The sequence below is a fragment of the Rhodococcus sp. BP-241 genome (assembly GCF_019836145.1).
Taxonomy (GTDB): Bacteria; Actinomycetota; Actinomycetes; order Mycobacteriales; family Mycobacteriaceae; genus Rhodococcoides.
The window spans coordinates 237006-260566 of record NZ_JABUEI010000006.1; the positions used below are offsets into that span (position 1 = coordinate 237006).

General features: G+C 66.2%; 28 protein-coding genes. 18 read left to right on the top strand and 10 right to left on the bottom strand.

Annotation, left to right across the window (positions count from 1 at the left end):
- The first annotated feature begins 171 nt into the window (after positions 1 to 171).
- On the top strand, positions 172 to 831 hold the full coding sequence (locus HQ308_RS14720) for a hypothetical protein (RefSeq protein ID WP_222646896.1): 660 nt from the start codon (positions 172 to 174) through the stop codon (positions 829 to 831).
- An 11-nt stretch (positions 832 to 842) separates the two neighbouring features.
- On the opposite strand, the gene HQ308_RS14725 is transcribed toward HQ308_RS14720, so the two are convergent.
- From HQ308_RS14725 to HQ308_RS14740, 4 genes are all read right to left on the bottom strand, one after another.
- Entirely contained in the window at positions 843 to 1445 is a 603-nt protein-coding gene (locus HQ308_RS14725; protein ID WP_222646898.1) for a hypothetical protein, read from the bottom strand.
- 32 nt (positions 1446 to 1477) lie between these two features.
- Entirely contained in the window at positions 1478 to 2491 is a 1014-nt protein-coding gene (locus HQ308_RS14730) for a hypothetical protein (RefSeq protein WP_222646899.1), read from the bottom strand.
- A gap of 219 nt (positions 2492 to 2710) precedes the next feature.
- Positions 2711 to 2905: a hypothetical protein gene (locus tag HQ308_RS14735; RefSeq protein WP_222646901.1), complete on the bottom strand. Its 195-nt coding sequence runs from the start codon at positions 2903 to 2905 to the stop codon at positions 2711 to 2713.
- Positions 2906 to 3229: 324 nt separating this feature from the next.
- Complete coding sequence (locus HQ308_RS14740; protein WP_261776126.1) at positions 3230 to 3472, bottom strand: DNA-binding protein; 243 nt, start codon at positions 3470 to 3472, stop codon at positions 3230 to 3232.
- Positions 3473 to 3631: 159 nt separating this feature from the next.
- On the opposite strand from HQ308_RS14740, the gene HQ308_RS14745 reads away from it, so the two are divergent.
- Together HQ308_RS14745 and HQ308_RS14750 are read left to right on the top strand one after the other, a co-directional pair.
- On the top strand, positions 3632 to 4063 hold the full coding sequence (locus tag HQ308_RS14745) for a hypothetical protein (RefSeq protein ID WP_222646903.1): 432 nt from the start codon (positions 3632 to 3634) through the stop codon (positions 4061 to 4063).
- A gap of 71 nt (positions 4064 to 4134) precedes the next feature.
- Positions 4135 to 4611 (top strand): hypothetical protein, encoded by a 477-nt coding sequence (locus HQ308_RS14750; protein WP_222646905.1) that lies wholly within the window; start codon positions 4135 to 4137, stop codon positions 4609 to 4611.
- Between the two features lie 128 nt (positions 4612 to 4739).
- On the opposite strand, the gene HQ308_RS14755 is transcribed toward HQ308_RS14750, so the two are convergent.
- Positions 4740 to 5021 carry a hypothetical protein gene (locus tag HQ308_RS14755; protein ID WP_222646907.1) on the bottom strand — a complete coding sequence of 94 codons (282 nt, stop codon included), beginning with the start codon at positions 5019 to 5021 and terminating at the stop codon, positions 4740 to 4742.
- 171 nt (positions 5022 to 5192) lie between these two features.
- On the opposite strand from HQ308_RS14755, the gene HQ308_RS14760 reads away from it, so the two are divergent.
- Positions 5193 to 5459, top strand: a complete 267-nt coding sequence (locus HQ308_RS14760) for a hypothetical protein (RefSeq protein WP_222646908.1) — start codon at positions 5193 to 5195, stop codon at positions 5457 to 5459.
- A gap of 45 nt (positions 5460 to 5504) precedes the next feature.
- Here the strand turns inward: HQ308_RS14760 and HQ308_RS14765 are convergent, their stop codons facing one another.
- From HQ308_RS14765 to HQ308_RS14785, 5 genes are read right to left on the bottom strand one after another with little or no spacing between them, the layout of a single operon-like run.
- A complete protein-coding gene (locus tag HQ308_RS14765; protein ID WP_222646909.1) occupies positions 5505 to 6917 on the bottom strand; it encodes a cytochrome P450 in 1413 nt (470 codons plus the stop codon).
- On the bottom strand, positions 6914 to 8053 hold the full coding sequence (locus HQ308_RS14770; RefSeq protein ID WP_222646910.1) for a DUF6545 domain-containing protein: 1140 nt from the start codon (positions 8051 to 8053) through the stop codon (positions 6914 to 6916). Before HQ308_RS14770 ends, HQ308_RS14765 begins: the two co-directional genes overlap by 4 nt.
- A complete protein-coding gene (locus tag HQ308_RS14775) occupies positions 8050 to 8532 on the bottom strand; it encodes a hypothetical protein (RefSeq protein WP_261776127.1) in 483 nt (160 codons plus the stop codon). The genes HQ308_RS14770 and HQ308_RS14775 overlap by 4 nt, the downstream gene beginning before the upstream one ends.
- 32 nt (positions 8533 to 8564) lie before the next feature.
- Positions 8565 to 8981 carry a hypothetical protein gene (locus HQ308_RS14780; RefSeq protein WP_222646911.1) on the bottom strand — a complete coding sequence of 139 codons (417 nt, stop codon included), beginning with the start codon at positions 8979 to 8981 and terminating at the stop codon, positions 8565 to 8567.
- The gene (locus HQ308_RS14785) at positions 8978 to 9613 is read right to left on the bottom strand and encodes an XRE family transcriptional regulator (protein ID WP_222646912.1); all 636 of its coding nucleotides are present in this window, start codon (positions 9611 to 9613) and stop codon (positions 8978 to 8980) included. The genes HQ308_RS14780 and HQ308_RS14785 overlap by 4 nt, the downstream gene beginning before the upstream one ends.
- Positions 9614 to 9841: 228 nt before the next feature.
- Here HQ308_RS14785 and HQ308_RS14790 point away from each other — a divergent pair, with 228 nt between their 5' ends.
- From HQ308_RS14790 to HQ308_RS14855, 14 genes are all read left to right on the top strand, one after another.
- On the top strand, positions 9842 to 9988 hold the full coding sequence (locus tag HQ308_RS14790; RefSeq protein WP_222646914.1) for a hypothetical protein: 147 nt from the start codon (positions 9842 to 9844) through the stop codon (positions 9986 to 9988).
- Positions 9989 to 10295: 307 nt separating this feature from the next.
- Positions 10296 to 11282 carry a hypothetical protein gene (locus HQ308_RS14795; RefSeq protein WP_222646915.1) on the top strand — a complete coding sequence of 329 codons (987 nt, stop codon included), beginning with the start codon at positions 10296 to 10298 and terminating at the stop codon, positions 11280 to 11282.
- A 480-nt stretch (positions 11283 to 11762) separates the two neighbouring features.
- Positions 11763 to 12176, top strand: coding sequence for a hypothetical protein (locus tag HQ308_RS14800; RefSeq protein WP_222646917.1), 414 nt, complete (start codon positions 11763 to 11765; stop codon positions 12174 to 12176).
- 26 nt (positions 12177 to 12202) lie between these two features.
- Positions 12203 to 13852, top strand: a complete 1650-nt coding sequence (locus HQ308_RS14805; protein WP_222646919.1) for a cutinase family protein — start codon at positions 12203 to 12205, stop codon at positions 13850 to 13852.
- A 29-nt stretch (positions 13853 to 13881) separates the two neighbouring features.
- The gene (locus tag HQ308_RS14810; RefSeq protein ID WP_222646921.1) at positions 13882 to 14544 is read left to right on the top strand and encodes a DUF6668 family protein; all 663 of its coding nucleotides are present in this window, start codon (positions 13882 to 13884) and stop codon (positions 14542 to 14544) included.
- A gap of 30 nt (positions 14545 to 14574) precedes the next feature.
- Positions 14575 to 14856, top strand: coding sequence for a hypothetical protein (locus HQ308_RS14815; protein WP_222646923.1), 282 nt, complete (start codon positions 14575 to 14577; stop codon positions 14854 to 14856).
- A gap of 31 nt (positions 14857 to 14887) precedes the next feature.
- On the top strand, positions 14888 to 15151 hold the full coding sequence (locus tag HQ308_RS14820; RefSeq protein ID WP_222646924.1) for a hypothetical protein: 264 nt from the start codon (positions 14888 to 14890) through the stop codon (positions 15149 to 15151).
- Between the two features lie 40 nt (positions 15152 to 15191).
- Positions 15192 to 15827 carry a hypothetical protein gene (locus tag HQ308_RS14825; RefSeq protein ID WP_222646926.1) on the top strand — a complete coding sequence of 212 codons (636 nt, stop codon included), beginning with the start codon at positions 15192 to 15194 and terminating at the stop codon, positions 15825 to 15827.
- The gene (locus HQ308_RS14830; protein WP_222646928.1) at positions 15824 to 16660 is read left to right on the top strand and encodes a hypothetical protein; all 837 of its coding nucleotides are present in this window, start codon (positions 15824 to 15826) and stop codon (positions 16658 to 16660) included. The genes HQ308_RS14825 and HQ308_RS14830 overlap by 4 nt, the downstream gene beginning before the upstream one ends.
- On the top strand, positions 16645 to 18162 hold the full coding sequence (locus HQ308_RS14835) for a hypothetical protein (protein WP_222646930.1): 1518 nt from the start codon (positions 16645 to 16647) through the stop codon (positions 18160 to 18162). Before HQ308_RS14830 ends, HQ308_RS14835 begins: the two co-directional genes overlap by 16 nt.
- Positions 18159 to 19676 carry an SCO6880 family protein gene (locus HQ308_RS14840; RefSeq protein ID WP_222646932.1) on the top strand — a complete coding sequence of 506 codons (1518 nt, stop codon included), beginning with the start codon at positions 18159 to 18161 and terminating at the stop codon, positions 19674 to 19676. Before HQ308_RS14835 ends, HQ308_RS14840 begins: the two co-directional genes overlap by 4 nt.
- A gap of 67 nt (positions 19677 to 19743) precedes the next feature.
- Positions 19744 to 21561, top strand: a complete 1818-nt coding sequence (locus tag HQ308_RS14845) for an ATP/GTP-binding protein (protein WP_261776128.1) — start codon at positions 19744 to 19746, stop codon at positions 21559 to 21561.
- A complete protein-coding gene (locus HQ308_RS14850) occupies positions 21561 to 21887 on the top strand; it encodes a transposase (RefSeq protein ID WP_222646934.1) in 327 nt (108 codons plus the stop codon). The genes HQ308_RS14845 and HQ308_RS14850 overlap by 1 nt, the downstream gene beginning before the upstream one ends.
- Positions 21884 to 23530 carry a peptidoglycan DD-metalloendopeptidase family protein gene (locus tag HQ308_RS14855; RefSeq protein WP_222646936.1) on the top strand — a complete coding sequence of 549 codons (1647 nt, stop codon included), beginning with the start codon at positions 21884 to 21886 and terminating at the stop codon, positions 23528 to 23530. The genes HQ308_RS14850 and HQ308_RS14855 overlap by 4 nt, the downstream gene beginning before the upstream one ends.
- The last annotated feature ends 31 nt before the right edge of the window (positions 23531 to 23561 follow it).

Sequence of the window (23561 nt, forward strand, 5' to 3'; positions counted from 1 at the left end):
ACAGGTTACAGAGCTCCTGCGCACGCATCGGCACCTCGTGACTAACGACGGGCCACTCCGGGACTGGTGGCTAGCGACGCGGCGGGATGGCCGGCCACCATCGGAGACCAACTGAACATTCCATCGAGGCCCGTACCGCGGTGCATTCTAACTCGCAGGAGGAGCACAGGAATGAGCTTGTTCAAGCGACTAGGACGATTTTGGTGGATTGGCGTCGTAGTTGGCGCGCTTGTTGTTATCGCACTGCCGCTGTCGCTCGCCGCAGGAAGCCGCGGTCCGGACCGAGTTGTCCCCGACGGGCTACAGCTCCTGGCCGCGATCGTTGCGCCCCTCGGGGCAATATTCACCACGCTCGGAGTGGGGGTCGCGCTGTTTGTCGCTATCCGTGATAGTCGCCGCTTCGCCCGTGAAGAACAGACTCGCCGAGATGAAGACACTGACAGGCGGGCGGACCAGGCACGCCTCATCACCCTGAGAACAGAGCACTGGGGTTCGGAGATGCGCACGATCGTCTCGAACAACAGCGACCAACCGATCCTGGATCTGCGGATTGGAACTCCCCGCCACACCGAAGAAGAGTCCGAGTGGACGGCGGAAAGCAGCCCAACTAGCGATAGGCCATCCCGTCTTGAGGTGTTGAAAGCTGGCTCGGAAGCGCCGAAACGGTGGCGGTTCTTGTATCGAGATGTAGCGCCAGGCGAGGGCACAACTTTTCCCGATTCGTCAAAGTGGAAGCAATCGATTGTGTTCGTCGACTCGCGCGGCGTTCGCTGGATGAGAACCGGTCGCGATGACCCGAGACTCTTCCCTCTGCACGGCTCGCTTCCTTAGGCCTGGTCGTGTCAGTCGTCGAATCTCATACGACGCATGGTCTTGCGGGACCGGTCTCGAACCTGGCCGTTAAGGTTGTCGTCGATGTCATGCACGGAGACGTAGGCGCCGTACAGACGCGGTATCAGCATAATGAGTAGCAGTAGTACGTAGGCGACCACCGCCACAAGAACTGCGGCCACTCCGCCTTGCAGCACAGGAAGCTGCGTGTCTGCGACGACGACGGCGGCGACGGCCACCATGGTTGCGACAAGAGAGAGCAGTGCCGCCGTGAGGACGTGCGCGACACTCTCGTCGATCGCGTCCTTGTCTGAACGGTGCTCGACTTCATCTGCGTCGTACCACTCGGTGAGCTTCAGACGGAGTGTCGAAAGTTGGGTGAACACCGTCAGGAGTGAGCCGGTCAGGAGGGACAATGCCGCGACGATGATGCCCGGGGACGACAACTGGACGCCAAGGCCAGCGACGGCTACACCCGCCAATACAGGCCCGAGGGCCAGCACCAGCTGAGCTGCCTTGTCTCGCTCAGGCAAAGCGTCTCCGACTGCGGGCTTGGACAAGCCTTTCCAGTGAGCGGCAAACACATTTGTCAGCGAGAAACGCTCCAGCGACACGGACACCTCCCGGTTTTCAGGCTGAGCTCTCGCTACCAGCCCGACAGGTCGAGTGTAGCTCCGACGGTGCGCCGAACGCGGACAACTTCTTTCTTCGTCTCGACCCGGAAGTTGCGGTCGGTCGGTTGTCTGTTGTCGATCGGGTACACGAAAATCTCCGGCACTCGGGACGGGCTGATCTGCTGTTTGCCCGATGCTGTGTCGACGACCACCCAACCGTCGTCGAAGTCGAGGTCGGACAGGTCGTCTTTGCCGAGGAGTTCGGCGAGTTCCTTCGCGTACTCGGCGTCGGTCTGCTCCTCGGTATTGTCAGAGACGATGGCGGTCTCCGCCAGCTCCATGACCTTCCTAGATTGATTACTGAAGACAGCAGCCTCCACGCGGAAGCGCTCATCTCTACGCAATCGCGAGCTTCCGGTCGAGCGCTGTACCAAAACCACCGAGTCAGCGTTTGCCTGGTTCACGTAGCGCCGAAGCAAGACGGGATCCATGGCCGCGTGGGCTGTTAGTTTCTGCCACGACTCGTCGACTTTATCTGCCTTTGTGGCCGCATCAACAGCCCAGCGGCGCATCCACTTCATGAAATACTTGCTCGGGCAAGCGCCGGCGATAGCCTCGACCACCATCATCCCGGTCTTGCCAGACGACGGGGCCAGGATGCCGATGCGGTAGCTGCGGGTAGGGGCGATCTCGGTTAAATCGACCTGGGTGGTTGTGGCCAGTTCGGACGCAGGTAGACCCAGGTCTTCGTCCCTGTGTCGGCCATATCTGAGTTTCAGGAAGAGTGCGTGCGTCCCGACTCGGTCGACGTCTTCTATCTGAAAGACCGGGCGTGCCTTACGTTCCGCCGCGCTGAGGGGGCGTGCGTCGGCGCCCAGGGGGAGCCCGCGTTCCGGCTTGGCAATGTGCTTGCGAATTAGTGCCTCAAGATCGTCGAGTACCAGCTTCTCGGTCTTCTTGGGGCCTTCGTACGTCCAAGGCTGGGCGGTGCGACCATCCCGTTTCACCAATTCGAGTTTGAACAACTTGAAGCCATAGCTCGTCACCGCTGGGTGCTCCCGTCGATACTCCGGCGCAGGTGCGCAAGGCGTGTGACCCACGAGGCTATACGGGTCACCTCCACGAGAGTCGATGATGGTGTAGCCACCGGTTCGGCGGATTCGCAGATTACCTGGGGATCAAATCGAGATCGCCGTCCAACGGCGCGACGCCATACCGAGCGGCCAGCAAGTCGACCGCCGCCCCCCGCCGCACTCAAACGTTCGTTATTCTGGCGTCACATCCTTGGGCGTGTGCGCCTCGCAGAGGTCGGTGTACTGGGTGTAGGTGATTCGTCGACCATCGGGTTTCGGCAGCAGCTCGATTCCACCAATCGCAATCACGCCGTCAGTGGAGGCAATGCGTGTTGATGCTGGTCGACCACAGCCCGTTGCATCGCAGGTGCCGAGTTCTTGCGTCATCACTTGACTGTCTCACCCGGACGTCGGGGTGGGTGGTTGGTGAACCTCGCGTTATGCGTGGCACCGACGCGCTAGGTTGGCGTGATGCCATTGCCCTACGCGTACCGCAATCTGAAATTCGGCGACACTGATTCGACCACCGTCCAGGTCACTGACGACGATGTCCGTAAGCACCTGGAAGGTAAGGAAGTCGTGAGCGCGAACGTCTTGTTCGCGATCGAGAAGTCCGGTCTGAGCCGGGACAAGTTGCAGATCTTCATCGACGAGTACCACAGCATCCGCTAGCTGCTCGACGCGCGCCGAGACCGCTCGGTTCGGCGGCGATCACGCTTCGCCTAGCGCGGCTCTCAGGTACTCCCCATCTACACCGAGCACTCGGAGGATTTCGATCGTAGGAACTGTGTACCGCTGACACGCGCGGATGAGCCGGACCGGGTACTGGTCTCGCTGCGCGAGTTCGTACCCGGTCGTGCGCGCGATTCCGAGTGCTCTGGACGCGGTAACAAGGTCGACGGCCACTGGCAGCCCCAGGAGTTCCTTCAGCGTCATCTTAGATTTCCTGGTCATAAGGCGGACGGTATCCAGACGCGCGAGAAGACTGTTCAGCAACGCGTCTTCCTGCCCTATTGCGTCGGTCCCGCTGACCGCGCCAGATATACCGACGCCGGTGTCAACGCGGCGATCCGGACGCTCGACCCAAACCGGGCGGTCGCCTAACATCTGCGCATGCGCGTCGCCTATGCCCTCGTCTTGCTGACTCTTGCCTTGGCCGGGTGTTCGAGCCCCATGGCTGGGACCGCGCAACCCGCCCGTGACGTGCCTTGGAAATGGCGAACAACCGTCGAAATCGCTCCGCAGTACGTGAACATTTTCTTGTACGCGCAAGACGTGTGCGTTGGATCAGGTCCGCTTGCTGCGGTTCGAGAGGGCGCCATCCTCACCGTCAAGGACAGTGATGGCGTGAGCATCCTCGGGTCGAGTCAGATCGATGCGGGCTACCTCGATGCGGCTCAAGCATGCGTGTTTCCAGTGACGGTCGACATAGAACGCAGATCCTCGGAGTACATCGTTTCGCTCCAAGGATCGCCGGAAGCGGTGGTCAGCCATGAGAACACCGAGGATCGCGGGTTTGCACTGACGTTGGGATTCGATCGGTAGGCGTTGCAACGGCCGCAGGCGGCAATAGACTTTCGCCTTCTAGTACCAAGCGGTCTGGTACAGATTGCGGCATGAAGCGGACAATTACCACGTCGGTCGCCATCGTGTTGTCCCTCGCGGGCTGCTCCTCACAGAGCAACGACGCTGTGCCAGCGGCGACGACGCCACCCACCACCACGGTGGCCGCAACGACTACTGCGGCCGAGCCGATGACGAACAGCACCATTGATTCGTACCAGCGGATCGTCACTGCCCAGTTCGAGCCGTGCGACATGACGAAGGGCGGCGCGGCGGCGTTGTTCTCGTCCGCGTGCGCGTCGGCGATCCCGGACATCGGTGCGACGCTCGCCGACGTGCAAGACGGCCTCGGCGCCAGCTATCCGAAGACGAGTGCGGCGCTGCAGGAGACGCAGGTGAAGTTGGCGGGGTGGCTGGGGTGCATGGGCAGCCAGCCGAACAGTCCACAGCGGCAGTCGTGCACGGGGAAGGTTTTAACGCCGGCGTCGATGGATGAGTTCGCGTTCGCCTGGTACGCCGAGAATAGGTAAGGGAACGACGAAGCGCCCCTCAGCCGGGGGTGGGTTAGGGGCGCTTGTTGTCGGTTGGTGTGGCTACTTTGTGGGTGCGGGGTCGGGTGGGACTTCGGTCCGGAACGCATCCGGTTCCTCACCACGCGTCAGTCGGAGGCGTCGTCGCCGAACTCGTACCGCAACTCGTCCTGAACCGGTGCGCGCTCGATGCTTGTTACGCGCAGCATCGTTCGCTCGACGCGGACCCCGCCTCTGGGCCGACGCATCGTCCGCTCCTCCATCTCAACTCGAAGTCTGTCGGCGGCCCCCACCGGTCGGAACCCACTTCGCACACCGAGCAGGAAGCGGTCGTCCGTGACCCGTGCAGTAAATGTCTCGCCCTGCTCGGAGAACCACCACTTGCGGCTGTTGTTCTCGCTGAGCTGCATGGTCTCGACGTGAACCGTGGCGGTCCGAAAAGAGCTGTCGAGGAGTCGCTCGACGTTCTCGAAGCGGTACGCAGGCCGGTCCTCCTCGCGGATCCGATGACCTCGGGATCGACCGCGGACTGTGTCGAGTCGATCTTGAGGGTGTCGATGCCTTCCTGATCGAGGGGTGCGGTGAACGCGTCGATAACTGACCGGAACGGGTCGTCGCGGATTACTATTTCCGAACCCGCCGGCACGGTGATGGACGTTCCGTTGCGGTCGTCGATGTATGTGACGGTGCCCTGCCCGTTGTTCGCCTCGATGTCACGTTCCACCCTTGGGACGTCCCTACTTGTAGGCGTGGTGGTGGTGGTGGTGGTATCGACAGAAATGCGCTGGCCCGGTGTCACCGGCATCGTGTCGTCGTCGATGGTGAGCCAGCCTGTGCCGGCTGCTTGAGAAGTAAGTAGCGCTGCGCCTCCGTGCCGACAAAGCCTTTGGGAGTTACGCAGCCGGATCGGATCGTATACGGATCTGCAGGGAGAGATCTCGGGGCTTTAGAGTGACTGTCTCGTCTACCTTTAGTGAGTACTCGGGGTCATCGATTAAGTCGACTCGACCCACAATGAGTGCAAGAGCGACGAGCACTTCGTGGTAGGCAAACTGTCGGCCGATGCAGCCGCGTAGTCCGGTCCCGAACGGTTTGTACAGATCAGCAAGGTTCGCCGGAACACGACCACGCTCGAAGCGATCCGGGTCGAACCGCTCTGGGTCGGCGCCCCACGCCGCGTCGCGGTGCAATTGCAGCAACACCACAAATACCCACTCCCCCTTCTCGAAGGGGTGCTCCCCCACCATCGTGTCTCGACGAGCTTTGCGGTAGTAACCGGGCGCCACCGGCCACAGGCGCAACGTCTCGTCGACCACACGCCGCAGGTATCGCAGCTTGCCCACGTGGTCGAACTGGAGATCACCGTCAGGGCAGACCGACGCGAGCTCCACTCGGATTCGCTCGACCACCTCCGGATGGGTCGACAAGAAGTGCAGAGCGAACGCCATCACCCCGGCTGATGTTTCCTGGCCAGCAACGAGGAAGGTGAGAATCTGGTTGCGGATGTTCTGATCGGATAGTCGCTCCCCGGTTGCCGGGTCCGCGGTGCGCAGCATGAGATCGAGCAGATCACCGGTACCGGGCGCGTCTCGCTGACGCCGCGTCGCGACGATGTCGTCTACGAGTCGTTGCGCCACGTGAATGTCGGCTCGGTGTTGGTCTCGTGAACGCCTGAACACTGTCGCTTCGATAGCGGGGTGAGAGTACGCCGCTCGGTTGATGTACTTCAGAGCCCGAGAGATCCGCACCACCAACTCGTGCGGTGCAGCGTCGCCGAACGACCCGAAGTCATAGCCGAAGGCCACCTCCCCGATCACTCCGAGCGCAAGCTTGTTCATATCCGCCGGCACGTCGACCAACGCTTCCGGTCCACGACTGGTCCACGAGGACAACAGCTGCTCCGTCTTCCCCACCATCGTGTCGTGATATCGCCGCATCGACGACTGGGTGAACGCGGGTGCCAGAACTGCGTGGGCAGCAGCCCAGGACGGTTCGGAGTTGTATGCGGTGAACAGTCCGTCGCCGGCCACTTGTCGTAAATTGCCCATGGGTACACCGAGAAACTTGGCCCATGTTGTCTCGTCGTTGACGGCAGCGGCCTCGACGGGCCCCGAGACGTACGTCACGCGGGTCCCGAATACGTTGCGTTCGTAGATCGAACCGTACTTCTGCGCATCCCTCATCGCCCATTGGCTTGATTCGGTGACGTGTAGGTCCAGGACGTCGCCGACCACCGGTAGTCGCCGCGGTGGGTGAGGCAGAACGCGGTCGGACGCTCGAATAGGTCCTACGGTGTGATCGATCATTGCTGCTCCCCCTGCGTCGTCGCGCTATGTTCCGGCTCGGTTGGCCAGTACCGTCCAATGGCGGCAAGTACTCGAACTTCTTGCTTCAGGTCGACCGACGGCTCGATCGGCACCTTCGTGAACGCTCCGGCCGGCTCGTCGTCGCGTCGTCTGCGTGCTGCCAGGTAGAAGGCTTCCGCGGCTGACCTGTTGTCGACCGACACCTGGTCTGAGAGATCCTCGACGTAGCGCCCCAGCAAGCTGAGCGAATCTCTGATCTCCACGCACATGCGATGAGCTCGGTGCAGTTGCGACGACTGCGGGACCGGGTGACGGAGCACGACCTCCGGGCAGGTCCGAATCAGGTCCGACCACATGGGTGTCAGAGAGTGGATCGACCGGGTCCAGCGGTCGACGCCCAGCGATTCTGTGACCGCTTGCCAGAGGGGTAACGCTGCGCACAGCGTCGCTAAGGCCAGCATATAAATGAAGCTCACCTCGTTCAGCGTCACCCGCAATGCCACGAAGTCCCGTGCGAGACCGGCCGCTGCGAACGCTCCCATCAGCAAGATCGAGAAGGCTTCCTCCAAGCCCCACACGGACACGATTGCGAACAACACGAAGACCACGGACACGTGTGCCGGCAGCTGACCGCGGCGGAGCTCTCCCACAGAAGCACGCAGGTAGAGGCAAGGCATGAAAGCAGCCCACGCAGAGAATAGTGCGAAGTACACCGCGGTCCGCCAGCCCGGTTGGACATCGATATACGCACCGGAGGCCCGTGCCGACGAACCGACGACGATCATGAGCGCTCCGCTGACGATCGCAAGCATCATCACCACTGTTGTCGTCGCCGCGTGTCTGTCGGGTCGTCGCCACCGGAGGGCAATAGCGATCAGCGGTGCGAGCGCCAGTAGTAGCGCCACAGTCCCGAGTTGCTGCATCAACGGCACGTCGATCACGTCGCCGGTCGCTGTCGCCACCGCCGATTGGATCGACCCTTCGCGCGCGAGACCAGACGTAATTCCTAGCGTCAGAGCAAGGTTGACGAGACGCGAGGTGACCGTTCGGCTGACGAGTACGAGCCTGGCGAGGAGGATGGCGAGGCTCCATAGCAGCAGCGGGTACGACACCAGCATCGGGACCGAGGACGTCACGTCAGACCCAAGAAGTCGTGCATCGCAAGGGAACGCCTGTAGCGCGACACTGCTGCCGACATGAGCAGATCAGCGAACGTCTCGGCTTCGCCTTCCTGGTCATCATCGAAGTTCGACCTTTTCATGACCGATTCGAGCGCATCGAGGTCGATATCGGGGCAGAGTTCGCGCAACGTGGTGTCGGCAGCTGTCGATCCCCCGTGACCCAGAACCATGTGTCCGACTTCATGCATGATTGTCTGGTCGACGTGGTAGCTCGATGAGTCAGCGTGACAGACGATTTCGTCGTGATCGTGAAACTGCAGCCACAGTCCGCATGGCAATCCCTGTAGCGTCACCGCGTCGATGGGAACCAGTGCGATCGGCCGGCCTCTGTGTTCGGACAGGGCTTGCAGGAAGGCCGTTCTATCCCACGGACTCGGGACCAACTTTTCGATGGCGCGGGCGGCCGCGATCACATCATGTGCTGAGAACGTCATTTCCCCCCCAGGAATTGATAACCAGAAGTTTGTTACGGACCGGCATCGCGCGCGCGGCGCAAGTCGCTCAGGAGACCGGTCAGGTGCTCGATACGCATACGTTCGTCACCTGTCCGGAGCCTCATGCCGGTGATCCCTCCATGGAGCACCTCTTCGATCAACCGGAGCTGACTGTGAATATTCGGCGCTGCCGAATCGTCGAGCAGGTAACTGCTGCTTGACGGGAACACGGTCGCGATCGCCTCGAGCATGTCTCGTGCGGCGGTACGCGTCCCCTCACGCAGACCGGAGATCTCCTGAGCGGTGACGTGTCGGCCCAGAACCGTACTGACCTCCGATGCCACAGACTCAGGACTTCGTTCCGAGCCCTCCTTCATTCGCCAGATCTTGAAAAGGAGGTCCAGTCGTACGTGGACCGGCACCGCCTCTTGCGCCGCAGTTCCCGTCACTTCTTCCCCCCGTCTAGACGCGCTTCGAACCGAGCCACCGTTTCAGCGGGCACATCGACGTCACGACCAGCGAGCCATCGTCTGTAAAGACGTTCCTCCCGCTCCCCCTCATCGGTGGACTCAACCGGCTCATCGAGTAGTTGCCCGAACATTGCGTAGATCGGCGACAGCGAACCGTTCTGGCGTCTGTTCTCCTCGAACAAGCGCGTGACGTACTCGCCGTAGATCGGACGCAGAGCGACTCCCATGCGACGGGACAGAGCAGTCAGCTCGGCCAGATCTTGACGGTCACGCGCCATAGCGTCGAGTTCTCGGGAGATCGACAACAGGTCGAGAACGACTCGCACGGACACGACCACCGTGTCAGGGCCCAGAACGGCGTCCACTTCCGCCGACGACTTGCTCCGCGGCTCGCCACCTCGAAGGACATCGGCGGCGCTTCCTGGCTGCCACTCGAGACCAGTGTCCAGCTTGCCGAGAGTTCCGGCTGACACGGTCCGCCCACTCCCCTCCTCGATGTCCTTGAGAGTCGGCACTGATGGGCCGCCCCGCTCGCGAACCTGCGGACGCGACAGACCCAGCTGCGTACGGCGCTTCCACGCGTACTCGGCCAAACGTCCATAACCGTCCACGCCCAGAACAGTAGGGGGTCTCAGCCTGCACCGGCAAGAAAAACCAAGACCAACCCCACTGCCTGGAGATCTCACAAGATCTCTTCTACCGGACTGAGTGTGTCGTTTCTATGGTTTTCTTTGCGTTTTTATTGCTATATTTGCCGAGTTACTACGACGGGGGCGAGCGACATGGCAACAGATAGCGATACAGCGACCAAGCCTGGATGTTCGGAGACTGTCGTCGACGTGGTCACGGGCGACCGCTTCCGCTGCTCGTTGCTCGAACACCTCGACCGCGAGCACGAATCGTGGTCGGACGACGGACTCGTCGTCGCGCGGTGGGTCGCACCACGACCCCTGACCCTGTGCGAGCCGGATCTCGCGGCGAGATGAGAGCCGCGATCGAAACAACCGAACGCTGAACACAACGGCAGGCCATCGTGTCGTCCCGAGTTCGACCCTCAGACCCGGGCGGGCACGCTCGTATGCCGATGTGGTTGTGCCACAAACCAACTAAGCAAGGAGCTTCGCGATGCAGAAGGCCGGTAAACACAACGTTCATAGACCCCGTGCAGGCACATGCACTGCGATACCTCTGCTGCTGGCGCTCACGTTCAGTCAGGGACTAGCGAATGCTGCGCCACAGGACTTCGTCACCGCCCCCGACACCGCCCAGTCCGGAACCACCGGAACGACTCCGTTGACACCGGCGCCCACCGCGCAGCGCCATTTCCTTCCCGGCTACCAGGCGTCGCCCCGCGTGCAACAGACCGAATGGCGCAGCTACGAGGACTACCGGTCCGGCAACCAGCAGTCCTCGTACTACGAACAGGCACCCGCTCAGCAGGGACCGCCCGCACTGCAAAGTGCCCCGCAACCCCTAGCGCCCGCACCGACTGTGCAACGCAAGGTCATCGCGCCCATCGACATCCCCTACGGATACATTGGCGTCGGCGGCGAAATCGTGCCGTACGACCAGAACCTCGTCGACAGCAACCTGGTGGAACAGTTCAACAACACCAGTCAGGCACTGCAAGCCGACGGCGGAAACTTACTCGTCGACAACAGATTCGCCGACGCACCCCGCGCCGACCGCATCTCCGCAGGCGTCGCCACCGGCATCGTCGCCGGCGGCACCGCAGGGTTCCTGACCTCACTCGTCCCCGCGACAGTCAGCACCGCCACCGGAGCAGGCCTTGGCGGAGCGCTCGGTGTCGCAGCAACCACCGGCAGCGGTGCGATCGTCTGGGGCGGCCCCGTCGGGTGGGTATTCATTCCCGGCGCGGCCGCACTCGCAGGTGGGGCCGCCGGCGCTGCCCTGTCCGCACCGATCGTCCTCGGTCTAACCATCACGGGCGCGACTATCGGCGGCATCCTCGGCGCGACCGTCCTCGGCGGCGAACAGCAGATCATCGAGGAGCCCGCGCCTGTCCCCGCACCGACACCGGTCGCCGCGGCACCGGTAGCCCCGGCCGCGCCGGTGTGGGCGCCGCCGCAGGACGTGCAGCAGGTCACCGACACCGCTCCCGCCGTTGTCCAGCAAGCCCGCCAGGCGGTCACCAACCTGCCCGGCGGTGCGGACGTTCTGGCCGCTGTCGACACCGCGATCGGCGAGAACGCCCCCGACCTCGATCACGGTGCCGCAGCCCTGACCGGCGCACTGTCCGCACTGAACATCGCGGCCTGACCGATGTCGGGTGCGGCCGGCACCGCTCGTTCGCACCCGACGCTGCCCCCTTCCGACCGAGGAGATTTCGCTATGGTTCACCCCGACGACACTGCGACCGACGACGATTGGTTCGCGGACGCGACACTATCGACGGGGGACAGCTCGCCCGCCCCGGCCGAAGATTGCACCTCGGCTACATCAGCGAGCACCACATCCAAACGGCGTCTCACTGTTCTCGCGGACCGTAATCCCGACACCGACGACGGGTGGCTGAGCGACCCGTCGCCGTCCTTCGACGTCCAAACCCGGACGTTGCGAAGCGGTACCGCAGAACCGGCCGTTCAGCGGTCCTGGTGGCACCGACATCGATCCGCCGTCGCCGTCGGCGCATCGCTTCTGGTGCTGCTCGGCGCCGTCGGTGCGGCGGCTCTGTTCCTCACCGGTGCGACAGAGGATACGGTCACCACAGATTCGGCCCCCTTGTTGCCGGCCACAAGTGTGGCTCCGCCCGTCGCGGCAAAACCGGCCGCGGGCGGCGCTGCCGCTGCCGACTTCACCTGGTGCATCGGACAAGGTGCGGGAGAGCCCGTCACCGAGGACAACACCGATCCCGGCCTGAGCGCGATCTGGCGGTTCGAAAAGGCGTTCTACTACGACCGAGACCCGGTCGCTGCCCGCGCCGTCGGTGCACCGGAAGCCGTCATGGCCTCGGCCGAGCGCCTGCGTCTGGGTATCGACGCACTCGAACCCGCGGTCGAGTTCTGCGTCCTCGCCGACCCCGACTCACCCGGCATCTACGACGTGACCGTTCTCGAACGCGGACCCGGCATCGACCCCCGCACCTCCTCTCAACGCTTCACCACCGCCGAGTCCGGCGGCACCACCTCCATCACCGCCATCACCCGCCGCTGATCCGAGCTCGACGAGAGGCACCACCCATGAGCACCGCACACCACCATCACCGGCGAACCGTCGCCCGCACCGCCGTCGCGGCCACCGCCGTCGCCGCGACCCTCCTCGCCGCCGCCACGGCACACGCCGCACCGACTACAACGACACCAGCCGCCGCCGACGGGTGCGCACCGCTGCACCTGGTCGTCGTCCCCGGCACCACCGAGATCGACGAGAAAAGCTCGCCCGACGACGATTCCGGCTTCTTCTCCCGGCTTACCGTCCCGGCGATGCGAGACGCCAACTCCGGCTCCGAACCCGCCCTCGACCGCAGCTACGTTCCCTACCCGGCGTCGTTCGGCGGCAAGCCCGGCGACCGGTCCTCCGACACCTACGCAACGTCCGTGCAGACCGGTATCGACAACGCCACCACCATGATCGGCGACATTGCGGCGAAGTGCCCCGGCACGCGAGTATTCGTTTCCGGGTACTCCCAGGGCGGTCAGATCGCCTCCGAGGTCATTCGCGAGATCGGCGCCGGCAACGGGCCCATCGACGCCGACCGATTCGCCGGCGGCGCACTGTTCTCCGACCCCACCCGCGGACAGGGCGAACCGATCCTCGGCGGCGGCGACAGCACCCCAGCTCCGGCCCCGGGCACCGACGGCGCAGCGGTGCAGTCCGTGCAGCTCGCACCGGCCGTCGCCTCGACACCACCCGCCGGAGGCGGCATCGCACCCGACCCGGCCGAGGCAGACTTCGGCGCAGTCGCCGACCGTGTCGCCTCCTACTGCACCGCAGGCGATCTCGCGTGCGACACCCCCGCGAACACCCCTGCCGCGAAGATGGTCGCCAACATCGCCGGACAGTCCTCGATGGACACCCGCGACCCGGTGCGCATCCTCACCGACGTCTCCACCGCCGTCGGACGCTCGGCACTGCTCACCGGCGCCTCGGTGGTCAACGACAACCTCGACTTCGACACCGACCGCGGTCAGTTCGAGGTCACCAGCGCCCCCGACACCGTGCTCGGGAAGATGGCCAAGTATTCCGACCCGACGGCCGTCGACGACGACGAAGCGGTCAGCGCGGTCACCAAGATCGCCGGCATGGCGATCGGCGCTGCCATCACCGTCGCCAAGGACGTCATCACCCCGGAGACCATCGGCCAGCTCGCCGCTGTCGGCTTGACCAACCCTCCTGCCGCACTGGGCATCCTCGCCGCGAAGGTCGGCACCGCCGCGGTCAAGCTCGTGCCCCCGGCAACGATCGACTCCGCGGTGAACGTCGCGTTCGAGGAAGTCACCCGCACCATCGACGACAACGCCGGTCTCGCGCAGCTCGTCACCGACACCTCGTACTGGAACACCGCCGTCAAACACGGCTCCTACGACAGCGTCCCGGTCGGCAACCGCGGCGAGACACCGGTGCAGTTGACGGTGCGGTGGATCGTCGCGCTCGCCGCCGACCTCACCGGCGACAGCACCCTCGCCGACAAGGTCGGAGCCGTCCTCGGCCGCAGCGCCCAGCTCCTCGCCACCCCCGACACCGTCCGCAGCGCAGGCCAGATCCTCACCGCGGGTGCGCGTACCGCCGTCGGCGCTGCACCGACCAGCAGCCGGGCCACGACCACCGGCAGCGCCACCACGTCCGCAGCTACGACGACGGCCGGGGCTACCCCGACCGCCGCCAGGTGACCGACTCGCCCGCAGAAGGAGACGTCGACATGGCCGCACAACCGATCGACAATCACGAGCTCTACAGCGACGACACCTCGGGATCGGCCCCCGTCGTCCCAGCCGGTCTGCGCATCCCACCGGTCGAGCGGCAGGCACCGATCCACACCGAACCGGTCGCCGGTGTCGGGCGACCGCCGGTGATGTGGCTGCTCGGCGCGCACGGGGGAGCGGGCGTTTCCACCCTCTCTCGAATCTGGGCACCCGCCGCCGACGCGCGCGGAGGGTGGCCGGCTCACGACCGATACAGGTCGGTGATCATCGTCGCCCGCACCCACCGCACCGGCCTCGCCGCCGCCCACGACCTGCTGCTCCAGTCGGCCGCCGGTCTCACCGGCGGATGCACGGTCCTCGGTCTGGCACTGGTCCCGGACGCACCGGGCAAATTGCCGAAGACGCTGCGGCGCAACGCCGAAGTCGTCGCGTCCGCGGCACCCGCGGCGTGGCACCTGCCGTGGGTGCCGGATCTGCGCGTGCACACCTATTCGGATCTGGCGGTGTGGTCACCGGCCGAACCGGACCCACCACCGCCCGGCCGGATGCGCACGGTGACCTCCGCGGCCGCCCCGCACCCCGACCTCGTCGCCGTCGGTCATACCGCCTTCGCCGCCGCTCGACTCGCCACCGCCACCGCCACCGCCACCGCGCACTGACACCTTTCGCTACCGACATCGGAGGACCTCATGCTCACCACCACCGCGACCCTGTTCCTCTCCCAGAACATCGGCGACGTCACCCCGCAGGTACCCACCGGCGAGATCGGCGACAAAGTGTCCATGCTGCTCGGGTGGTTGATGTGGGGCGCCATCATCTACCTGGTCGGTGCACTTGTCTATGCCGCCGCGACACTCGGAGTGTCGAAAAAGCACGGAGGCTCCGACGGCGGATCGGCGCTCCTGTGGAACCTCATCGGCGCCGTGGTCGTAGGCGCCGCATCGGGTCTGATCAACGGCCTCGCGTTTTGATTCCCGACACCGTCGTCCCCGGCACAGCGCCATGAGCATTCTTGCGCAGCCACCGACCGAGCCGGTGGAGTTCCCCGCCGAGGTTTGGAACCCGTTGATGACGGCGCTGTCATGGTTGTTGTGGATCGGCATCATCGTCTGCGTGGCCGCCCTGATCACCTGCGGGGCAATCCTTGTCAACCAGCGCAAGTCCACCGGGGTGCAGATCGTCGAGACTGCCACCCTCGCTCGCATCCTCCTCTGCGCCACCGTCATCGGTTCCTCGTCGGGACTCGCCCAAGCAGTCATGGCGTGAAAGCCCTTGCTGCGCTCCCCCAACAAAAGGTGTACTCCCGGTGACGCTGTCCCGATCCGCACATCTAGGCCCCGCTATCGCCGTCGTCCTGATCGCCGCAGCCTGCGGATCGGAGTCGAGCGACACCGCCGTCCCTGCCGAAGGGCAGATCGACACCGCCTCCGCACCGGCCGACCTCGAGTGGCGCACCGTCGGGGGCGTCACCGTGCCCAGCTCGCCCAGTGCCGGACCGTCGACGGGGAACGGAGTCACCCGCCACGGCTACGACAAGAGCCCGCAGGGAGCCGTTCTGGCCGCGATCAACGGGCAGACCGCACTCGCCGTCGCCGACGACCGCACCTGGCCCGAAGTGGTCAACACCGTCACCGCACCGGGCCCCGGACGCGACGCGTTCGCGGTCGCCCGCGCCGCCGTCACCGTCGCCGGGACCGTGCCGGAGACGTCCGCGCCGCGGTTCGTCGGCTTCGACGTCACCGCCTACGAGCCCGACACGGCGACCGCCGCAGTGTCGGTGGCACAAACAATCGGCGAGGACTCCCAGCTCTACAGCTACCCCGTCGCCCTGCAGTGGGTCGGCGACGACTGGCGGATCGTGCTCCCCACTCCCGAGGAGAACATCGACGCCGCCGAGCTCGACGACCTCGCCGGCTACACCGAACTGAAAGCTGCCTCATGAGCACCCTCGTCCGCCGCCTGCTGATCGCGGCCGCCGTCCTCGTCGTCCTGGCCGTGATCGGCGGCCTGGTCTTCGTCGTCCCGAACCTCGGGGACGACGATGCGGCCACCGATACCGCCGACCCGTCGACGACGTCCGCACCGGCACCGGCCCCCTCTGCTCCCGGATCGGTCGACAACGGCCGCACCGGGTTCGGCACCCCCGTCGTGGACGTCCTCGGCCGCAAGGTCACCGTGCCGAACAACCCGGTCGGAGCACCACTCCCGCAGGAACCGGAAGGCGACCGCAGCGGGTGCGACACTGCCGGACCGCTCTCGTCGCCCACGGGCGTGCAGATCCAGCAGACCGTCGGACTGCCGACGCTGGTCTCCACCAGCGACGGCCCCACCCGTGTCGATGGCAACATTCTCACCGGGTACTCCCGCACCCCACAGGGCGCGGCATTGGCCGGGTGGAACTGGATCGGCCGCGTGTACGGACCCGGCCCGGTGGCGAAGGACGCCTACGAGAAACTGACCGTCGCCACCGACGAGCTGGCGCAGAAGTCGGCCGGCCAGTCCTGGGACGGTGAAGGACTCAGCGGTTCCTCGTTTCCCGCGCCCGACGCGTTCCGGATCGTCAGTTGCACCGACGACTTCGCCTCCGTCGAGTACGCGATCAACATTCCCATCGACGACAACGGCCAGCGGCGCACCACACCCGTCTGGACCGTGATGCGAGCTGCGCTGTTCCACGACAGCGGCGAATGGCGCGCTCGACTCGACAACCGTTCGGTCTCCGCGACACCCGACGTCACGAACATCGCCGGATTCACCCCGTGGGCACTCTCGTGAAGCGCATCGCCGCGGCGGTGATTCTGCTCCTGGTCCTGCTCGGTCTCGGCGCCGGCACCGCGGTCGCCCAAGAGACCACCCCGCCCCCGGTCGCCCCGATCACCGGGATCGCCGATGAGGGCAACGCATTTCAGCAGGATCGGCGCGAGTGCCTGGCAGAGACCGACGCACCCTGGATCGGTGACCTGATCAACGGTGCAACCGGAGACCTCGTACCGGAAACCTTTTGCCTGCTCAATGCGTTCGAGGACAACCCCGGAGCGGCTGTGTCCACCGCAGTGTCGTCCGCCGCTTCGGTGTTCTGGGGCGACTCCGTCGGCGACTTCGCCAAAGCCGTCATGGAAGGCAACGCTCAAGCGTTCCGCACCGTGATGACGTTCTGGATGACCACCGGCATCCCGGGACTCGGAGCCGAGACGGCGATGTCGGGACTGCGCAACATCGTCTCGGGATTCACCGTCGCGGCGCTGTTCGCCTCCATCGTCATCGCCATGACCAAACTCGCGATCGCCCGCAAACAAGCCGTGATGGAAGGGGCGACGGAGACAGCGAACATGTTGGTGCGCACCGTTTTCACCGTCTCACTCCTGCCGGTGCTGGTGCTCATGCTCCACCAAGGCGGGGATGCCGCATCGGCGTTCGCACTGAAGGAGTTCGTGGGGGCGGACCTGAACGAGAAGATCACCGCCATCACCGCGTTCGACGAAAAAACCGGCCTGGGACCGGTGTTCGCCCTCGCGTGCGCCGGATTCGCCTTCCTCGGCTCCGTCGCCCAGCTCATCGCCCTGCTCATCCGCGAGGCGGTGCTCTGCGTCGTCGTCGCCGTCATCCCGCTCGCCGCAGCATCGTCGGCGACCGCCACCGGCCGCTCGTCCTACAAGTCGATGATCGCCTTCACCATCGGTGCGTTGCTGTTCAAGCCCGTCGCGACCCTGCTGTACCTGTTCGCGTTCTGGGCGCAGTCCGCGACGTCCGGAGACGCGGTGTCCTCCGTCATCATCGGATCGGTGCTGCTGGCGATCGTCGGATTCGCCCTGCCCACGCTGGTGCGAATCATCGCCCCGGCCGCGGAGACCATCGCCGCCGGCGGAGCGCAGGCCGCGGGCCTCGCCGCCGCCGGTGGCGCGTTGGCGGGCGGGGCCGCCGCGACCGGTGCTCGCGCCCTGGGCGGTAAGGCCCGCACCATCTCACCGCCGTCGTCCGGCGGGGGAGGCGGCGGGATGGGCGCTGCGGGTACCGGCGCGAAACCGGTTCCCGGGATGCAGGGCCGCTACACGGGAGGGTCGGCCTCGGCCAGCTCGTCGGGACGGTCCGGACCCACGGGCGCGCTGTCGAGAGCGGCCTCCGGAGGACGACGGGCGACGGGTGGCGCCCTGGCCGGCGCCGCAGGCGCTGTGCGCACCGCCGGATCCGGCGCCCGGGGGGCCGCGCAGATCGCAGGGAGTCTCGGCGCCGCCGCCGACGGCGCAGTCGGCAACTACCACGGACGAATTCAGCGATGACCGCACACGCGTTCTCCTCCACTGCGGCAGTCCACGAGGAACCGGCGATCTACTCCGCCGGAACGCGCCCCAAAAGCACCTTCGCGTTCGGGCTGTCCAACAAGGTCATCGCCTACGCGAGCGGCTTCTTCGCGGTCGCGTTCACAGTCATGATCTGGGGCAACGTCCCCGCCGGCCTCGCTCTCATGGCGATCGGCGCAGTCCTCCTCGCTCCGCTGGCGATCGCACCGGGCGGGCGCTCCCTCTACGAGAAAGGCCACCTGAGAATGCAGTTCTTCCGCAGCCGCGTCAGCCGCTCCGCCGAGTACCACGCCGGACCGCACTCGCGGATCCCCGGCGGCCGCTACCGGCTGCCCGGATGGTTGGCGCACACCAAGCTCTACGTCGGAATCGACCGGCACGGCAATGAGTTCGGGATGATCCACCACCCCAAGAAGCAGCGATACACCGTCGTCATCGACTGCCTCCCCGGCGGCGACGAAGCCGTCGCCCGCGGAGAGAAGGACCTCTACACCGCCGAGTGGGGTGTCTACCTCGCCGACCTCGGACTGCCGGGCGACATCGTCGGCGCCGAGGTGGTCGTGGAGAACATCCCCGCGACCGGGCTGCGCCTCTCACGCCTGGTCGAGCGTGAGGTCGTCCCGCACGCACCGGAGCTGTCCACGGCGTTCGTGCGGCAGTCGTCGGTGCGGATGCCGTCCGGCCGACACCGCACCCTGGCCCGGTTGTCGATCACCTTCCGCGCCACCACCAAGGAACGACAGAACGATCCGGAGGAGATGGCAGCCGAGATCGCCCGCCGACTGCCGGACCTCTACGGCAACCTCGCCGGGGCTGGCATCGACGCGCAGCCGATGACCGCCGCGGAGATCACCGCCGCGGTGCACCGCTCGTACAACCCGTCGACGGAGAACGACTTCGAGGAACTCGACATCGCCTACCTCGATCACGGGGTGGCGTGGGAGGACGCCGGTCCCGGCCGCGCCTCCTCGGTGTGGGGGCAGTACCGGCACGACGGTGTCGTCTCCGTCGTCTACGAGATGGCCGCGCCGCCGGAATCGGTGTTCACCGACACCGTCCTCAAGCCGCTGCTCCAGCCCCACGACGACCTGCTCCGCAAGCGGCTCACCCTGACCTACCGGCCGTTCTCCGCCGGCGACGCGACCAGGAAGGTCGAGAAGCAGCACCGGGACGCCCTGCACGCCATCAACTCCCGCGGAGCGAAGATCAGCTCGGCCGAAGCGGACAAGCGCCTCGAGATCACCTCGCAGACCCGCAAGGAGATGGTCGCCGGGGCCGGACAACTGCGCTACTCGGCTCTCGTGACGATCACCGTCGCCGATCCCGCCAACGTCGCGGACGCCGCCGCGGTCATCGAATCGCTCGGCACCCGCGCCCTTCTCAAACTGCGCCGCGCCCACGGCTTCCAGGACGCCGCGTTCGCCGCCGGCCTGGGCGTCGGGTTCCTGCTGCCCGACCACGTCACCACCTCGGCGCTGGTGCGGCACAGCTGAGCCGGCCGCACCACCCACCTCTCGCTGACCCCGCCCCGCCCGTCGCCGTCCCACCGGAAGGTCCCCCATGAGCATCGCCACCAGTCCTCGCCACGATCTCGACCCGAACGACGGTGCGGAGGTCGAACTGCAGATGCTCCCTCGCGGGGTGCGCTGGTTGATCGCCGACGTCGACTACGAGGAGTTGGCGCAGCGTATCGCCGACGGCGACGAGGACGACCCGGCTTGGTGGACCCGCACCGGCCTCGGGTTGGCCCGGTGGCGCAACACTCACGGCGACGCGGCCGAGGAACTGACCGGTGATCCCTGGTGGCGCGGAGCCAAGCGGGCCGCCTCCCGCGGCTACACCGGCCCGGGCGGGGGCCGGATGCTCGCCGTGCCCGCGCCCATCGAGTACGAGGCGTCGTCGGTGCAGGTGTGCGGGTTCAACCCGTGGTCCATCGGCGCCGCAGCACCGGCCTCGGGGACCATCGTCGGGCAGCACGCCATCACCGGCGAGGCCGTCTCGTGCGACCCGTTCGCCTACTTCCGCGACAACCACATCGCCAACCCGTCGATGTTCGTCCTCTCCCTGCCAGGGCTCGGCAAGTCCTCGCTGATCCGCAAGATCCTGCTCGGTGCGATCGCGTGGGGGCAGACGCCCATCGTCGCCGGCGACATCAAGGCCGAATACGTCAAGCTCGCTCGACTCGTCGGCGGCCAGGTCGTCACCCTCGGCTACGGCGGCGGGCACCTCAACCCACTCGCCGCCGGCACGCTCGGGCAAGCCGTCGCCCGCATCCGCCGCGCCCGCGTCGACGCCGCGGGCACCGGGGACCGCGCCAGGGTCGCCCAGCTCGACGACCTGATCGGCACGGCGGAGCTGACCGTGCGGACCCGGCAGGTCAACGCGGTGTGCGCCCTGGTGGAGCTGATCCGCTACGACACCCACTCGGTGAAGGCGTTCGAGAACTCCCTCATCGGCACCGCCCTCGACGAGCTCTACTCCGACGGCGGTTTCAGCTACGACCGGCCACCGCTGCTGGTCGATCTGTACCAGCGCATCGACGCCGGATCCGCGGCGATGCAGCGCGCGGCGTACCAGACGACGCGCGAGGGATACAGGGAACAGATCACGGAACTGATGCAGGCGCTCGGCGCGCTCATCTCCGGCCCGCTCGGTGACATCTTCGCCGACCACACCTCCGAACCGCTCGACCTCGACGCACCGATGATCGTCATCGACGTCTCCTCCCTCGACCGCGGCGACACCACCCTCAAAGCGGCCGTGATGCTCTCCTGCTGGGCCGACGCCTACGGCACCGTCGAGGCCGCGCACCTGCTCGCCGACGCCGGACTGGACCGCCAACGGCTGTTCCTGCTCGCTCTCGACGAGCTGTGGCAGGTCATCGGCGCCGGCCCCGGCATGGTCGCCCGCGTCAACGAAATCTCCCGACTCAACCGCACCGACGGTGCCGGTCTGCTGATGATCACCCACACCGGCCGCGACCTCGAGACCCTGCCCACCGAAGCCGACATCAAGACCGCCAAAGGGTTCATCGACCGCGCCGGCATGGTCGTGTGCGGCGGCCTGCCCATCGGCGAGGTCGAACGACTCTCCGGCGAGCTCAAGTTCACCCCCGCCGAAGCGAGCATGGTGACCTCCTGGTCCCGCGGGGCCCCGCTGCGCTCGGCGGAACGGCGCACCGCACGCGCACCCATCGGGCGAGGCAAGTTTCTGATCAAGGTCGCCAAGGACAACACCCCGGGCGTCCCCATCCAGACGGTGTTCACCGACGTCGAGCTCGACACCGGAGTCCACGACACCAACGCCCGCTTCGCGGAGTACTTCCAAGGCAACCGCAGCGACCTCGTCGCCGCCCACACCGGGACAGGGGACTTCTGATGCGACCCCGCTACGAGGCGGACGTCCGGAACTGGGCGCTGACCACCTACCGGTCCTCGCGCCCCAACTACGCCTCCCGCGACCAGTGCGTCACCGCCATCGCCGAACAGATCGGCGCGCACGTCAACACCGTGAACCGGTGGATCAAGACCGAGTTCGGGCCCTCCCGCGCCCCTGCCGCCGACGAGGTCGTGGCGAAGCTGCGGGCCGCCGAAGCCGAGATCGAGCGACTGCTCGCCGTCAACCGGACCCTCACCGACCGGCTCGCCGCCGCCGCACCGCGCTCGGTGGCCGCCGAGTCGGTCATGAGCGGGGCTCGGCGGTGAAGAAGGGCGGGATCGTCGCTCTCGTCGCGGTTCTCGCGGCGGCTCTGTTCGTGGTCCTGTTCGTGACCACTCTGAGCCCCAGTGACGACGAGGACTGCTTGCCGTCGGGCACTTCCGTGCCATCGGCCGGGGGCGTCCCGGCCGGGTCGTTCGCCAAACCCATGAAGACCGGGGAAGCGCAGCTCACCAGCGGCTTCGGCCCTCGGTGGGGAACACAACACAACGGCATCGACCTCGCCGGACCGATCGGCACCCCCATCTACGCCTACGCCGACGGCATCGTCTCCAAGGCCGGTGACGCGCAGGGATTCGGGCAGTGGATCGTGCTCGACCACAACATCGGCGGACAGGTCGTCTCCACCGTCTACGGGCACATGTTCCCCGACGGTGTTCTCGTGAAAGTGGGGGACCGGGTCACCGCCGGACAGCACATCGCGAACGAGGGTAATAACGGCGACACCACCGGAGCGCACCTGCACTTCGAGTACCACCCCGGCGGGTGGGCGCCCGGCAACGCCGTCGACCCGGCACCGTTCTACGCCGCGGCCGCCGAGCCCGGTTCCGGGGCAACCGGTTCCGGAGCGCCGGGCAACTCACCGTCGACCACATCGCCGGTCCCGGCCGCGCCGGACGTCGCCGTCTCGGCGAGCGGCGCGGAGATGGCAGCACTCCCGGCATCGGTCGGGTCCGAGGAGCACTTCCAGGTCGACACCGTCCGCGTCGCCCGCGCCGTCCACGCCAAGTTCCCGCAGATCACGACCATCGGAGGGTGGCGAGCCGACGGCGGCGGCTTCGACGACCACCCCTCCGGTCGGGCTGCGGACATCATGATCGACAACTGGTCTTCCGAGGAAGGCACAGCACTCGGCGATCAGGTCAAGGACTATCTCTGGGCCAACCGTGAGGTGTTGCAGATCGAGTACATGATCTGGCGACAGCAGTACATCCCCGCCGACGGTGAGCCGAACATCATGGAGGACAGGGGATCACCGACCCAGAATCACTTCGACCACGTCCACGTCACCACCATCGGCCACGGACCGCCCGCACCCGGCCAGAGATACGGGGCGGTACCGGGTGGAGCGGGATCGGCACCGAAAGCGAACGGCACCTGCACCACCGCACCCGGCGCGGGCATCGGCGACCACGCCGACCTCGCTGCCGGTCAGATCCCACCGGAGTTCGAGAAGTGGCTGCCGCTCTCCGCCGCGCAGTGCCGCGAACTCTCCCCGGCCGTCCTCGCCGCACAGATCAAGCAGGAGTCCGGGTTCCAGGCCGGCCGGACCAGCCCCGCCGGGGCACGCGGCTACACCCAGTTCCTGCCCGGCACCTGGGCGTCCTACGGATTCCCCGTCGACGACGAGACCGGCGAGGTCACCGGACCCGCCGGAGCCGGAGACCCGGACGACGTCGGGGATGCAGTCATGGCGCAAGGACGGTACAACTGCGCCGTCCTCGACGACCTGCGCCCGGGAATGGAATCCGGTGCCATCACCGGTGATCCGGTGGAACTGATGCTCGCCGGGTACAACGCCGGACCCGGCGCCGTCCAGCAGTTCGGCGGCATCCCCCCGTACGCGGAAACGCAGAACTACGTCACCACCATCACCGCCACCGCCGGCGACTACGACCTCGCCCGATGACCCGACCCCGATGACCCGACAAGGAGCACCC